Raw genomic sequence first — 13839 nt, 5'->3', positions numbered from 1 at the left:
ACCAACACACGTCGTTCGTCGATGGGGCTCCGGATGGCGGCCCCCGCCAGAACCAGCCATTCAATCGGCGCGTACCCGAGCTGAGCCTCCTGGGCGATAGATCGCGTTCAAGCCCCCTGCCAGCGGAGCCGATCGACCAAGGCGCACCACTGAGCTGACACGGCGATCGGGGTAACAGTACGCAGATCGATTTCAGGTGAAGCTTGGTGCGTCGCCGGCCAAGTCGCCCGGCACCGGATGCCCGGTGGCTCGGAGTTGGGCGGGATAATGGTCGACCATGGCGAGATAGGTGGTGCAGGCGCTGCTCTCCAGTGCACGGGCCGTGACCCGGCGGGGCTGGGCAAGACGCTTCAGTAGATAGTCGGGTTCGGGATCGTTCACGGAATGTCGCAACGGACCAGCACCTCTATCGCAACCTCGATTTATGGGTTCATGGCCTTGTCTAGAAGACAGCTCGATGTGGCAGCCACTGGCGCGTCATGGGGATAAGCCCGGCTTGACGGGCACGGAGCATCGCGCGCAGCATTGCTGCATAACGGAGTTTCCGATGCCCGCCCACTCGCCGCGCCACGCAGATATCGTGCTCAATGCCGTACGCTCGCCAAGCAGTGCTGCTGTGTCGCCACTTGCTGCTTCCTGGTGCCGTTCGGCGATCCACCACAAGCTCGATCCGGAGGTGGGCACGCGCGAGCGGATCGGCGAAGCAGCGCTTACCGAGCGGCGGACATTGCACCAGCCGCTGCTCGTGGTCGCCGCGCCGGTGCTGGACGAAATGTTTCGTACGGTCGGCCGCAGCGGCTGCGGCGTGGTACTGAGCGACGCGGAAGGCGTGATCCTGGAGGCTCGCACCGCCCCCGGCGATGCCGAAGCCTTTTGTCGTACCGGCCTGGTAGAGGGCGCACGCTGGAGCGAAGCGGAAGAAGGCACCAACGGCATCGGCACCTGCCTGTTCGAGGACCAGCCGGTGATCATCCAGCGCGATCAGCATTTCGCCAGCCGGAACATCGGGATCAGCTGCATGGACGCGCCGGTCCACGATCCCGAGGGACGTCTGGTCGCCGCGCTCGACGTGTCGAGCTGTCGCGCGGACCACGGCCCGGCGATGGCGGAGATGATCGCCTCGCTGGTGCGCGATGCGGCGCGGCGGATCGAGCGCGACTATTTTTGCCGGTATTTCGCCGATCGCCGCATCCTGTTCCTGGCTGATGACGCGGCGAGCGGCACCGCGCTGCTCGCCGTCGATCGCGACGATCTGGTGGTCGGCGCAAGCCGCGGCGCGCGTCTGCGGCTGGGGCTGGGGGCGACGGCGCGGCTCGATCCGCAACCGCTCGAATCGCTGCTGGGCAATGGCGGGGCGCCGTCGTTCGACGAAGCCGAGCGCACCGTATTGCGCCAGGCGCTCGCCTGCGCTGGTGGCAATGCCAGCGCGGCGGCGCGGCTGCTGGGTATCGGTCGGGCGACCTTCTACCGGCGGTTAAGCAAGGCCGGCATCCGGCATTGACCGCCGCCTGTCTCACAATCGAGACAGGACCGCCCATCGCCCGCATTGGCCCTCTTCCCGCCAATACGGCCGCGGCGCATCCTCAGCACCGGACGCCGATCACGGCGCATCACATCTAGGCAAGAGGATCCGGGCACATGGACATAGTGGTGGAAAAACGCGCGAGCGCGCTGAAGGCGCCGTTCGCGGCGCGCTATGACAATTTCATCGGCGGCCGCTTCGTCGCCCCCAGGGCTGGCCGCTACTTCCAGAACGTCTCGCCGGTGACCGGCCAGATAGTGGGCGAGATCGCCCGCTCCGATGCCGCCGACATCGAACTCGCGCTCGACGCCGCCCATGCCGCGGCTGACGCCTGGGGGCGCACCCCCGTCGCCGAGCGGGCGCTGATCCTCAACCGGATCGCCGACCGGATGGAGGCCAATCTCGAAAAGCTCGCCACCGCCGAAACCTGGGACAATGGCAAGCCGATTCGCGAAACCATGGCCGCCGACGTGCCGCTGGCGATCGACCATTTCCGCTATTTCGCCGGGGTCGTTCGCGGCCAGGAAGGCTCGATCGGCGAAATCGACCACGACACCATCGCCTATCATTTCCACGAGCCGCTCGGCGTGGTCGGACAGATCATCCCCTGGAACTTCCCGCTGCTGATGGCGGCGTGGAAGCTGGCGCCGGCACTCGCAGCGGGCAATTGCGTGGTGCTGAAGCCCGCGGAGCAGACGCCCGCGTCGATCCTCGTTTGGGCCGAACTGATCGGTGACCTGCTGCCGCCGGGCGTGCTCAACATCGTCAATGGCTATGGCCTGGAGGCGGGCAAGCCGCTCGCCTCGTCGCGCCGCATCGCCAAGATCGCCTTCACCGGCGAGACCAGCACCGGCCGGCTGATCATGCAATATGCCAGCGAGAACCTGATCCCCGTCACGCTGGAGCTCGGCGGCAAATCGCCCAACATCTTCCTCGAGGACGTGACGCGCGAGGACGATGATTTCTTCGACAAAGCGGTCGAGGGCTTCGTGATGTTCGCGCTCAACCAGGGCGAGGTGTGTACCTGCCCGAGCCGCGCGCTGGTGCACGAGAAGATCTATGATCGCTTCATCGAGCGCGCGCTGCAGCGGGTGCGGGCGATCGTGCAGGGCAGCCCACTCAATCCCGCGACGATGATCGGCGCACAGGCCTCGTCCGAGCAGCAGCAGAAGATCCTGTCGTACATCGATATCGGCCGACAGGAAGGCGCCGAGTTGCTGATCGGCGGCGGCGCTGCCGATCTTGGCGGCGATCTCTCGGGCGGATTCTACGTCAACCCGACGGTCTTCCGCGGACACAACAAGATGCGGATCTTCCAGGAGGAGATCTTCGGGCCGGTGCTTTCGGTGGCCACCTTCAAGGACGAGGACGAGGCGCTGCAGATCGCCAACGATACGCCCTATGGCTTGGGAGCCGGCGTGTGGAGCCGCGATGCGAACACCTGCTACCGCTTCGGCCGCGCGATCAAGGCAGGTCGGGTGTGGACCAATTGCTACCACGCCTATCCGGCGCACGCAGCATTCGGCGGGTACAAACAGTCGGGCATTGGGCGCGAAAACCACAAGATGATGCTCGATCACTATCAGCAGACCAAGAACCTGCTGGTCAGCTACAGCCCGAAGAAACTGGGCTTCTTCTGACTGTGCAATTCCCCGCGCCTGGCGATGGGCGCGGGAATGCGCTGCGCCGCCTTCACGATGGTCGAAGGCGGCGCCAAGCGTTCTGCCAGTCCGCGCGGCCCCAGTGGCCCGCTTGCTTTCGTCCGCCAGGCCGGGCGGGGAGCGCACCAGCCACGCTGACATCTGTCATCCGCGCACAGTTTTTCACAGTATTGTCAAAAGCACAGCGGAACATGCGGAATAAAAACTAAATCCCATAACAGGGTGCTTCGATATGAGGCGCAAGTTTATTCTGTATGATCAAGAGGGCCTCGAACCGTCTCGCTTATGGGACACGAGCCAACGTTTTGTTTTGGACAATCATCCGACCAGATCTTCTTGCACATACGATGCCATCAAGGGTTTCGTCATTGCAATTGCCGGAAACGAACCGGTGCACGGGAGGATGTCATCATGCAGATTGGGCACTACCTTGACGGGTTAACGTCGCTGCAACGCAAGATCGCGTTGATCGCCGGTTTTTTCCTCACGGTCACGGTCGTCATCCTTGTGACGGCGGCCGCCTTGTTCGCCTTGACGTCCCACGCCTTCGTCAGCCGCGAGGTTGGAGCGATCGTCAGCGATCAGGCCAAGAACATGCTGCAGAACCGCGCGGCGGTGGAGGCGCAGGGCATTAAGGGTGCGCTCGACGTCGCATTCGATGCAGCCCGTACCGGCGCGCATACATTTTCGGTGCTTGCCGACGGTACCGCGCCCGGCCAGCGCCGAACCCAGTTCAACGCGCTGCTACGCCACGTGCTCGAAGAGAATCCCAGCTTCAACGGCACCTATTCCGCCTGGGAGCCCAATGCGATCGACGGCGCGGACGGCGGCTTCGCCAATAATCGCGCGATGGGTTCGGACGGCACCGGCCGCTTCCTCGCCTATTGGACGCGCGGCGCGAGCGGCAATGTCGCGATCCAGCCGCTGGTGGAATATGACAGTGCCGAGCGCCACCCGAACGGACTGGTGAAGGGCGGCTGGTATCTGGGGCCAAAGGCGAACGGCGAGGAGAGCATTCTGGGGCCGCTGCCCTATATCGTCCAGGGCAAGCAGGTGTTCCTGGCCACCATGTCGGTACCGATCACCGTCCATGGCAAATTCGTCGGCGTATCCGGCACCGACTATAATCTCGATTTCCTGCAGAAGGTCGCCACCAAGACCAACGCCTCGCTCTTCTCGGGCAAGGGCGTCGTGCTGATCGTCAACGATACCGGGCTGATCGCTGCCAATAGCGCCGCGCCGGAGACGATCGGGTCGGCGGCGGGATCGGCCGATCCGCGCTGGTCGCAACTGGCGGACATCGTCAAGACCGGTGAAGCCAAGGTGATCGACGATCCCAAGCAGAAGAATATCGACGTCTATTCGCCGATTACGATGGGGCGCAGCAAGACGCCGTGGTCCGTGGTAATCTCGGCGCCCCGCGACCTGGTGATGGCGCAGGCCGAGACGCTTAGCAGCTCGCTCAGCGCGAAAGCGATCACCAGCATGGTGCTGCAACTGCTGATCGGCGTTGCCGTTGCCGTGGGCGCGGTGTTCGCGATCGGCGTCGCCGCCAAGCGCATCGCCCAGCCGATCAGCAAGTGCGCCGAATTCGCCAATGGCATCGCACGCGAACAGCTCGACCAGACGCTGGCGATCCACCAGGCGGACGAGGTCGGCAAGCTGGCCGAGGCGCTGCGCAAGATGCAGGAAGACATCAAGGGTAATCTCGCCCGCCGTATCGACGAGCAGGCCAAGACTGAATTCGTTGTCGAAACCGTATCGTCCAGCCTTGGCGGCTTGTCCAAGGGCGACCTCACCGTCGACATCGTCCAGGCGTTCCCGCCCGATTACGAGGGGCTGAAGCAGAATTTCAACACCGCGCTCGCCAGCTTGCGAAACCTGATCGGCGCGGTAAGCGAGAGCACCCTAACGATCCGTACCGGATCGCAGGAGATCGCCCAGGCGTCCGAGGACCTTGCCCGCCGAACCGAATCGAACGCCGCCAGCCTGGAGGAAACGAGCGCGGCGCTGGTCCAGATCGACGGACGGTTGCGCGCCACGGCAGGCTCTTCCGACCAGACGCTGAAGCGCGCCGACCAGGCGATCCTGACGGTCAGCGGTGGCCGCTCGACCGCCGACGAGGCGATGCAGGCAATGGGCCGGGTTAGCAGCAGCGCCGAAGGCATCGACAACGTGATCGAGGGCCTCGACAAGATCGCGTTCCAGACGCGGGTGCTGGCGATGAACGCGGCAGTCTAGGCAGGCCGTGCCGGCGACGCCGGACGGGGCTTCGCGGTCGTCGCTGACCTTGTCTCCGCGCTGGCGATGCGGGCCGAGGAAGAAGCCCGCGTGGCCCGCGACCAGCTGACCGCAACCCAGACAGATATCGTGGCGGCGGTGCAGGCGGTCCGCAAGATGGATACCGCGCTGATAGACATCGCGCAGGATGTGGAGGCCGTGCACGGCTTGCTTGGCACCATGGCGTCGGACAGTCGTGCGCAATCCGCAGCGATGACGGAGATCAGCGCAGCGTTGGGAGCGATGGACCAATCGACGCAACAAAATGCTGCGATGGTCGAGCAAACCTCCGCGGCGGCGCGCAACCTGTCGAGCGAAGTGATGTCGCTCAGCGCACAGGCGGCGAGCTTCACCGTGGATAAAGGCGGGGCTTCGCTGGGCAAGCGGGCGTCGCTACGCTCGCCGGAGATGGGGACGGAACGCACGCGCGCGTTCGCGTGAATCCACAAGACCAAAGGCGCCGACCCATTGTGTCTGATGCAAGGGCCGAGATAAGCCGAATGGTTTGCTCTCGGCCCTTTGGGGTGCCCGCCTTCACCCTTTGACGTGCTCCCCATTTTCAGGCCGCCGATAACTTAGCTTCGGTGTCCCTATGCCCTTGGCGAGGGCGGCTCGTAAACTCGGCGGGTGCCAATCCGCCAAGGCTGCTGTGTGGACGCACGGTGTTGTAGTCCGTCCGCCATGCCTCGATGATCCGTCTTGCTGCGGCCAGCGATGGGAACAAGTGCTCGTTCAGGCACTCGTCGCGCAAGCGACCATTAAAGCTTTCGACGAAGCCGTTCTGCTGCGGCTTGCCCGGCACGATGTAATGCCACTCGACTCCGGTGTCCTGGCACCAGGCAAGGACGGCGTGACTGGTCAGTTCGGTGCCGTTGTCGCTGACCACCATGCACGGCAGTCCGCGACGTTCGGCGATGGCGCTCAGTTCACGAACGACCCGCCGGCCCGACAGCGACGTGTCGACGATACAGGCCAGACATTCCCGGCTGTAATCGTCGATGACGTTCAGCATACGGAACCGCCGGCCGCAGGCCAACGCGTCCGTGGAACGCTACGCTGCGGTGAAGAAGCTGATGGGCGATCACGGTTTCTCCGAGCGTCGCGCCTGGCGGGCGCCTTAGCGGATCGCGTCGCGTCTGTCATTTGGCGGATCTTACGTCCCGGAGCCCAGCGAATGTCCAGCGGCGGCTGAGGCTGCCGATCTCGCTGATTCAAAGCGGGACTTCTCGTGACAGCGACGGGAATGAGGGCTATCGAGGCCAGTACGAACGTATCAAATTTGACTCAAAGAACCCTAATATATGCAGTACAGTCGTTATAACCGGGGCATTGGCATGGTCGACCAAGAGTTTGGCTTATGGTGAAATACGGGTGCATCTAAATATAGTTGTTTCAAATATTAAAATCGATTCTGGATGTAAATCTATAAAATATCCGAATTATAAGTTATAGTGACCAACAAATAAGACCAATTAATTCGTGAAAAAAGTTATATTAAAGCGCAATTGATGAATCAGGGGGGGCTGATGGAGCATCGTACGGTTTTCATCATTGATGGCGACGAGTTGATATCTGAGGAGGTTGTCGAGCTTCTTAGTGATGTTGGCTATGAAGCGACGGCCTACAGCAGTGCCCATCAATTTCTCTTGGAGCACGGCGCGCCATCGGGTGTGGTCGTCATGGATTTGCGGCTGAAGGGGATGAGTGGCCTATTACTGCAACGCAAGCTTCAGGCGAACTTAAACGTGGAAACCATTTTCATGAGTGGCGTCGCGCAGGTTGAGGATGCCGTGAGCGCTATGAAGGCTGGTGCGTTCGAATTTCTTGTAAAGCCTTTTCGTCCGCAGGCCTTGATCGATGCGGTCGGCGCGGCGTTCGAGCAATTGTGGGCCAGCCAGCTCGATCGAATGGCGGCGGATTCGGCGAAGCTCGCCTATGAGAGCCTTAGCGACGCGGAACGTGAAATCGCGCAATTGCTCGCGAGCGGGCTCCGGAACAAGCAGGTTGCCCATTTTTCGAGCCGCGCAGAGAGCACCGTCAAGGTGCACCGGGCCCGCATCATGAAGAAAATGGGCGTCCAATCGCTCGCCGAACTGGTCCGCCAATTGCAGCATGTGGGGTTGGGGTAGGGCGCTTCGCCAGCAAAGGTTTTGGCTCCCGGCGTGCGGGTGCCGCGGCTCAATCTCACCATGTCGGGGTACCGAGTTCGATTGGGCGGCTGCAGTGCCGAGCGAGATTTGCAAACTTGCGCGTAAAATCGGCGGACGGGGCCCGCCTAGTGCGGGTCAGTCGATCGCCCCCGCCCGCCGAAGGGCGTCGATCACGCCGGCAAGTGCGGCCTCGCTGTCAATCTCGTGGCGGGGCTTTCGGGCCGGGCCTGCGGGCGTTGGTGTCAGTAGCTCGACCAGCGTCGTGCCCAAGCAAGACGAAAGCGACGCGACCTTTTCCAGTGACGGATTTCCGACACCGTTTTCCAGGCTGACGAGGTAGCTACGATGCAGGCCTGCCCTAGTCGCCAGTGCCTGTTGCGACAGGCCCGCGGCCTCGCGCGCGAGGCGCAGATTCCGCGAAAGGGTGATGAGTTCGGGTAGGTTGGATTTCTTGGACGACATTGCGCTCAAGCTAGCGTGTTTTGGATCCCGCTGGCCAGTGCCTTCACGCTCGCCGCGCTTGCGAGGAAAGGCGCTTATATACGTCAATTCGCGCCTCGGAAGTCGTTGCTGCCTGGAACAAAGGGTCCGATAACGCGGGTGGACATGCATAGTATATTCGACTTATCGCACTCCCATGCTGCATGTTCGCTCCTTCATGGTTCCAATGGCAGGCGCAGGGTCGCCCTGGTTTTGCAGGGGTGTCGCGATTCAAAGCGCCCGTTCACGGCATTTTCGCACCGCGGTGCCTAATTCGGTGCTGAACGGTAGCCGCGCCGGGCCGCGCGTGAAGCCAGAACGCTGCGGGGCGCTGTGCCAGGCGGTGACGTAACGGCTCTGGTCGGCCGGCGGGCCAGAGGCGCCTCGGCTCGGTTGGTGATGCAGGCCGTGGTGCTAAGGGCAATGACCATTCCACTGCCGGCGGCGGTACGGGCAGCGCTACCGAGTATTTTTTCGATCCTTGTATGAAAAACTGGTCCGATGATGTGGTTGCGATTGACCTCGTTCTGTTTGTTGATTGTTGCGCCGGCTGGATGCGGAGAAAACAATGAATTTTCGCCGGAGCCGATCGAGTCGTATATTTCCAACGACGCCATCCGTGCTGACGTCCTGGCGCGTTGTAATCGTCACGTTGCCGAGAACAGGGCCTTGTATTCGCGGTCGGATAATGCCGAATGCAACAAGGCCAGATCCGCGGAGTTCGTAAAATCCTGGCGTGCAACGGTCCGGCCAAGCGGCCCCCGTCAACCTTTCGTAAATTCGGGCACCCCCTCCTTTAAGAAGTGATTCTAGCGAAGATACGAATGCGTGCGGCGCCTATGGCCAGCCGCGGGGGTGGCGGCGATCTCTTGGCGATACTGCGCGGGTCATTGGCCCGCGGAAGCAAACGGGATTTCTTTCCATCGGCCTTCTCGCGACTCCCGTCGGCGGCGTCAATTCGGCGTGGCGAGCGCCTGTGGTCCTATGTCGGCTAAGGCCGCAAAGCTTTCAAAGTCGACTCAAAGCTCTCTTTCCCAGTTTTCGAGAATTAGATTGCACCTCGCCCCGGCCGTATAGAACGGTTGTACGAGAATTGCGGATTGCTCCAAGTTCCTTGATTAGAACGGCGGCGCGAAATGTTCGCCAATCGTAACAAAAAAAGGCGGTCCACGCTCACATCGCTCGCGCTACGTTTCATCGCGCGGCGGGCGGTACTGGTCGCGTTATTTTCGATCGGGGCCATTTAATTCCGCGCCAATTTGACCATATGGCGTCAGCGACGCTGCGCGATGCCATGCTTCGGCAGTCGTCTGGGCCGGTTAGGCGGTCAAGGAGTGGTTTTGGCTGCAAAATCAATATCTTGCAGTAGTTTTTGCTGAAACGGAATAACTAGTTTTGTTTCGGCGCGCAAGTGCGATGGTGCGCGCAAGACGTCGCGGGGCCGAATTCGATCTGCTGCGCCCCCTGTGATTGGGAGATTGCGCAAGGCATAAGCGACGCGATTGCCGGTGGCACGCAGGGTTTTACCTCGCGCGAGAAAGTTCAGGTAAAGTCATTGCGTTGACGCGCCACATCCTGCGAGCGATGCTCCGCTCCTCAGGGCCTGATGCGCCGGCATAGATTGCCGTCGTTCGCATGTCGGCATGGCCGAGCCATCGTTGAACGAGGTTTAGCGGCACCTGTGATTGTATTGCGGTGACGCCAAAGCAATGCCGCAATCCTTTCGGCATTGCATGAGAGCCGCTTAATCCCGCCGCCTCCATGACCTTGCGGATGCGTCGATAGGCCGTAACGCGTGAAAAGGTCCATAAACGTAGCGCCTCTGCGCCTTGCGCGAGGTGCGATCGCAGGTTGTGCGCGTCGATCAGCAAATTGATGAGTTCCGACGGAACTGGCACCGCACGGAACACGCCGCGCCTCCGCTTTTTAAGGCACTCGATGATAACGAGCTTTGCATGCACGTCGATGCTTGCGGAAGTGAGCGATAGTGCTTCTGATATTCTGCACCCGGTAGATGAGATCAGCCAGCACAGTGTCAGCGTCTTCAGGTCGAAATGTTCTGCGGCCTTTAGGAAGGCTGTTCGTTCGGAGTTGGTTAGATACTTGCGCTGTCCATTTGCGTCGTAAATCGTATGTTGCATAACGAGCGACCCTCAATTTGATGTATCTATTATGGCTGGACGCCATCCTAAACCGCAATCGTCCAACCGTGTAACAGAACTAGTTATTCCGTCTCGCCAAGGAGGAGGCGCGGTTGCCTCCATGATCGTCGCGGGGGCGGAGATGCTGGCTGGGAAGGTCGGGCTTTATTTATGGGGGGCAAGGCGGAGCTCGGTTGCTGCGCTGCCCCAGCAGGACGCTTCGCAGGAGTCTGTTGCCTGCACCGCCTTGGTGGTGATCGTTCGCATCGATAACCTTGAATTGGTTCGCGTTGCGTTTGGGGATGCGGCTGCGACCGATGTGTCAGACGCGGTCCGGGGTGTCCTGCAGGAGCGCCTCAACGAGTTGCCGGTGCTCGCTAACCAGGGCTTGGTGCAATCCGGCGCCGAATTCGGCTTCGTTGTGCATGTGGTTCCCAACGCTGGAGCGACGGCGCGTCAACTTCTGCACGCGCAAGTCGCCCCCTGGTTGGTGGATATCGGATGTCAGCCGATCCCGATCGAGGGCGGGGATGTGCATGTCGCGCTTTCCTGGGCCTTCGTGGAGGCCGAAGTCGATCCAAGGGCCGAGGAGGTGGGGCACCTGCTACTGCTGCAGGCGCGGGATAAGCTTCCGCGGCGCGTCAGTGGGGGAGGGGTGCATTTCCTTCATGCGGACTGGCTGCGTGCCGACATGCATGCGGCGGCGGCAGGATATGCCGAACTGATGCGGGGGGAGCTTCAGTTCGCTTGGGAGCCGGTACGTTCGATCGACGGCGGCGCGTTGCTCTTCATGCGTGCGATCGCGGCGGTGCCAGGGACGGTCGGTCAAGTAATTGATCGAGAAAGTAATTATCGTGCCTTAGAGCGCTTGGGCCTCGTGTCTGCCTTCGATCAGATGCTGATGCGGCATGGCGTGGAGCGGCTTGCCCGCGGCGAGGGCGAGGCGGTGTGTGTCCCGGTGTCTGCCGTAAGTTTCCGGTGGTCGGCCTGGTGGCATGGCGTGGTGTCTCACCTCGCGACGCATCGGTCGCTTGCGGAGCGGCTGTTTATCGCCGTCGACTGCGATCAGTTTGCTGTTGTTCCGGGCGGGGCAGTGGAGCTTGCCGATCGTTTGCGGAGTCTCGGTTGCAAGATCGTGCTGCTCGGCTTCGGCGGTGCGCAAGTGGGGGTTGCGAGCCTGCTCGCACTGCAACCCGATGTCATAACGCTCGATCCTTTCCTGGTTCGGATCGCCAATCAGGGAGATCGAGGCAAACTCCTTCTGCGTCATGTCGTGGCCTTGGCCGACGGCTTGGTGCCCTGCGTGGTGGCGGAGGGCGTCGACATGCTCGCTCATGCTGCGATTGCCGCCGAGTTGGGGGTGGGTTGGGGCTGTGGCGACCATTTCGGTGCTCCCAGCTGGGTGGGGCCTGGCCTGCTGAGCGGCGCGCCCACATCGGGCCCGCCATTCGCTAGTTCCGACAACTTGGCGAGGGCGTGCAGTGAAGCGCCCGCTTGAGCCGAACGAGATCGGACCAGAACTGGACGCCGAAGCCGCCCGGTTCTGGCGTGGCTTAGTTCTCGGGGTTCCACTGTCGTTGCTCCTGTGGGCGCTCACCGTCTTCATAGCGTGGTCGTTGATTGCATTATGACCCGCAGTTTTCGTGGCTATTCATTAGGATATTTGGCGTGAAACGTAGGGGTTCCGGAGCTTCGATTGTTCTGTTCCTTGTGCTCGTCTGGTGCGGCCGCGCGGCGGCACAGCAGGTGGACCCTAGGGGCGGGGCGCCGGCTGAGTTTGGGGCGCAGGCGCCGACTGCCGCAGCATCGGGCGACGCGGGAGATGTTTTTCTCTCGCCCAACGGCTTTCTGAACTCCGCGATCCTGGCGTCGCGCCGCGCGTCGGCTGGCGACTTTGATGCACTGTACGATCAGGCCTCCCCCATGTTGAAGGCGAGACTGACTCGTCAAGCTTTCGCCGATCAATTGAAAAAAATGCTCACCGGCAAAGTTGTCCGTCAGGATTGGGCGTCAATCAATCGAATTATCCGATCGGAGGTGGATAGTAGGGCTGATGCGCCGGCGGGTGAATACGTGTCTGTCGTGCTTGCTGCTGCAGTGGATTATGGGCGGTTCGGTAAGAATCTAAGAGAGGAAGTCATTTCCTTCCTTCATGAAAAGAGCGGGACCTGGTTAATTTCTGGGTACTACGTGAACATCAGAGATGTTGATTTAAAAAAATAGCATAGTCGTAGCATGACTATCGAGTTGTAGCGTTTTTCTGGAAAAGGGGGTTCGATATGAAGTATCGTGACCATAATAATGGCTCGTTTAGAGATGGCGTGACCGCGCATATCGGTCATGTCGTCGGTATCAACGGTGCCTTGAGCAAGAACATGCGCCGTCGTGTGATGGCGATTTTGCGTGCATCCTCCATGTATGTCGTCTTCGGGCAGAAGGTGAATGTCGGGGCGATCGGCGTCAGCGGCGCCGTGATGAGGGTATCGCCCGGCACGTCTTCCAGCGCGCAGCGGTTTACAGTAGCGCGCGGCGGCTATGCCGCGCTGGCCATCTTGGGTGGCATCGTCTTGTCGGCCGGTGATGCGTTTGCGCAAAATTCAGCCGGTGTCTGCGTGACTACCAATGGAGGTAGTAGCAACGTCGGTGAGACGGTCCGTATCGATGCGAGCTCACCTACTTTAGGTAGCGGTGCATGCGCTACGAACAACTTTGGCAGCACGCCGGGAGATGCACTCGCCTCGCTCTTCGCTGCGGGCTCAGCGGGTACGACGTTGATTCAGGCGGATGGCAGCAAGGGGACGATCGCGTTCGGCCTTGGAACGGGTCGAAACGTGCAGCTGTCCCGTAGCAATGACATCAACACCGGCGCGATTGGCGTCGCCATAGACGGTATCGCTGGCCAGGCGATCTCGGCGGATAGTCGATTTGCGGTGAACGGCGGGCAGTTGTTCTCGCTGTCCACGGTGGCCTCGATCCAGAATGCGAACACCGATTCCTGGATCAGCTTCCTGTCGACCGGACAGAGCAACCTGACCACCAATTTGAATGTCGTGGCGGCCAGCACGGCGAGCCTGTCGACCGCGCAGAGCAACACGAACCTCTCGCTGAACTCGCTGTCGGCTGGTGCCTCGCTGTCGAGCTCCTGGATCAGCTTCCTGTCGACCGGGCAGAGCAACCTGACCAACAATTTGAATATAGTTGCGGCCAGCACGGCGAGCCTGTCGACCGCGCAGAGCAACCTGGCATCCAACGTGAATATAGTTGCGGCCAGCACGGCAAGCCTGTCGACCGCGCAGAGCAACCTGGCATCCAACGTGAATATAGTTGCGGCCAGCACGGCGAGCCTGTCGACTGCGCAGAGCAACCTGACATCCAACGTGAATATAGTTGCGGCCAGTACGGCGACCCTGTCGGCCGCGCAGAGCAACCTGACCAACAATTTGAATGTCGTGGCGGCCAGCACGGCGAGCCTGTCGACAGGTTTCGGTTCGCTTTCCACGGTAACCTCCAGCGGTCTGGCGTCGGTATCGACGAACTTGAACGCCGCGAACAGCAACATCGCGACACTGTCGGCCGGGCAGACTTCGCTCTCCTCGGCGGCGTCA

9 protein-coding genes and 2 pseudogenes are annotated in these 13839 nt (G+C 61.4%); 7 read left to right on the top strand and 4 right to left on the bottom strand.

The window, feature by feature from the left end:
• Window positions 1–192: 192 nt before the first annotated feature.
• The gene (locus tag SPI01S_RS21135; RefSeq protein WP_066727267.1) at window positions 193–381 is read right to left on the bottom strand and encodes a hypothetical protein; all 189 of its coding nucleotides are present in this window, start codon (window positions 379–381) and stop codon (window positions 193–195) included.
• 235 nt (window positions 382–616) lie between these two features.
• Here SPI01S_RS21135 and SPI01S_RS21130 point away from each other — a divergent pair, with 235 nt between their 5' ends.
• The 3 genes and pseudogenes from SPI01S_RS21130 to SPI01S_RS21120 all read left to right on the top strand — a co-directional run bounded on the left by SPI01S_RS21130 (window position 617) and on the right by SPI01S_RS21120 (window position 5904).
• On the top strand, window positions 617–1501 hold the full coding sequence (locus tag SPI01S_RS21130) for a GAF domain-containing protein (protein ID WP_373278328.1): 885 nt from the start codon (window positions 617–619) through the stop codon (window positions 1499–1501).
• 137 nt (window positions 1502–1638) lie between these two features.
• On the top strand, window positions 1639–3162 hold the full coding sequence (gene adh / locus SPI01S_RS21125) for an aldehyde dehydrogenase (RefSeq protein WP_066727263.1): 1524 nt from the start codon (window positions 1639–1641) through the stop codon (window positions 3160–3162).
• A gap of 432 nt (window positions 3163–3594) precedes the next feature.
• Window positions 3595–5904 (top strand): annotated as a pseudogene (locus SPI01S_RS21120) (methyl-accepting chemotaxis protein).
• Window positions 5905–6022: 118 nt separating this feature from the next.
• Here SPI01S_RS21120 and SPI01S_RS21115 read toward each other — a convergent pair.
• Window positions 6023–6505 (bottom strand): annotated as a pseudogene (locus SPI01S_RS21115) (integrase core domain-containing protein); the annotation flags it as partial.
• A 484-nt stretch (window positions 6506–6989) separates the two neighbouring features.
• Here SPI01S_RS21115 and SPI01S_RS21110 point away from each other — a divergent pair.
• Window positions 6990–7592 (top strand): response regulator transcription factor, encoded by a 603-nt coding sequence (locus SPI01S_RS21110; RefSeq protein WP_066727269.1) that lies wholly within the window; start codon window positions 6990–6992, stop codon window positions 7590–7592.
• 156 nt (window positions 7593–7748) lie between these two features.
• On the opposite strand, the gene SPI01S_RS21105 is transcribed toward SPI01S_RS21110, so the two are convergent.
• Window positions 7749–8075 (bottom strand): helix-turn-helix domain-containing protein, encoded by a 327-nt coding sequence (locus tag SPI01S_RS21105; RefSeq protein WP_084253682.1) that lies wholly within the window; start codon window positions 8073–8075, stop codon window positions 7749–7751.
• Between the two features lie 1541 nt (window positions 8076–9616).
• A complete protein-coding gene (locus SPI01S_RS22040) occupies window positions 9617–10234 on the bottom strand; it encodes a tyrosine-type recombinase/integrase (protein ID WP_084253680.1) in 618 nt (205 codons plus the stop codon).
• Window positions 10235–10355: 121 nt separating this feature from the next.
• Between SPI01S_RS22040 and SPI01S_RS21100 the strand changes: the two genes are divergently transcribed.
• The 3 genes from SPI01S_RS21100 to SPI01S_RS22540 all read left to right on the top strand — a co-directional run.
• Complete coding sequence (locus tag SPI01S_RS21100) at window positions 10356–11732, top strand: EAL domain-containing protein (protein WP_066727261.1); 1377 nt, start codon at window positions 10356–10358, stop codon at window positions 11730–11732.
• A gap of 170 nt (window positions 11733–11902) precedes the next feature.
• Window positions 11903–12457 (top strand): DUF4019 domain-containing protein, encoded by a 555-nt coding sequence (locus SPI01S_RS22035; RefSeq protein ID WP_157084829.1) that lies wholly within the window; start codon window positions 11903–11905, stop codon window positions 12455–12457.
• Between the two features lie 98 nt (window positions 12458–12555).
• On the top strand, window positions 12556–13839 hold a 1284-nt coding region (locus SPI01S_RS22540; protein ID WP_218017644.1), incomplete at its 3' end, for a hypothetical protein.

This window comes from Sphingomonas pituitosa NBRC 102491 (genome assembly GCF_001598435.1).
Classification (GTDB): Bacteria; Pseudomonadota; Alphaproteobacteria; order Sphingomonadales; family Sphingomonadaceae; genus Sphingomonas; species Sphingomonas pituitosa.
The sequence above is the reverse complement of the archived record's forward strand: the minus strand, read 5'-3'. Positions and strand labels throughout refer to the sequence as shown.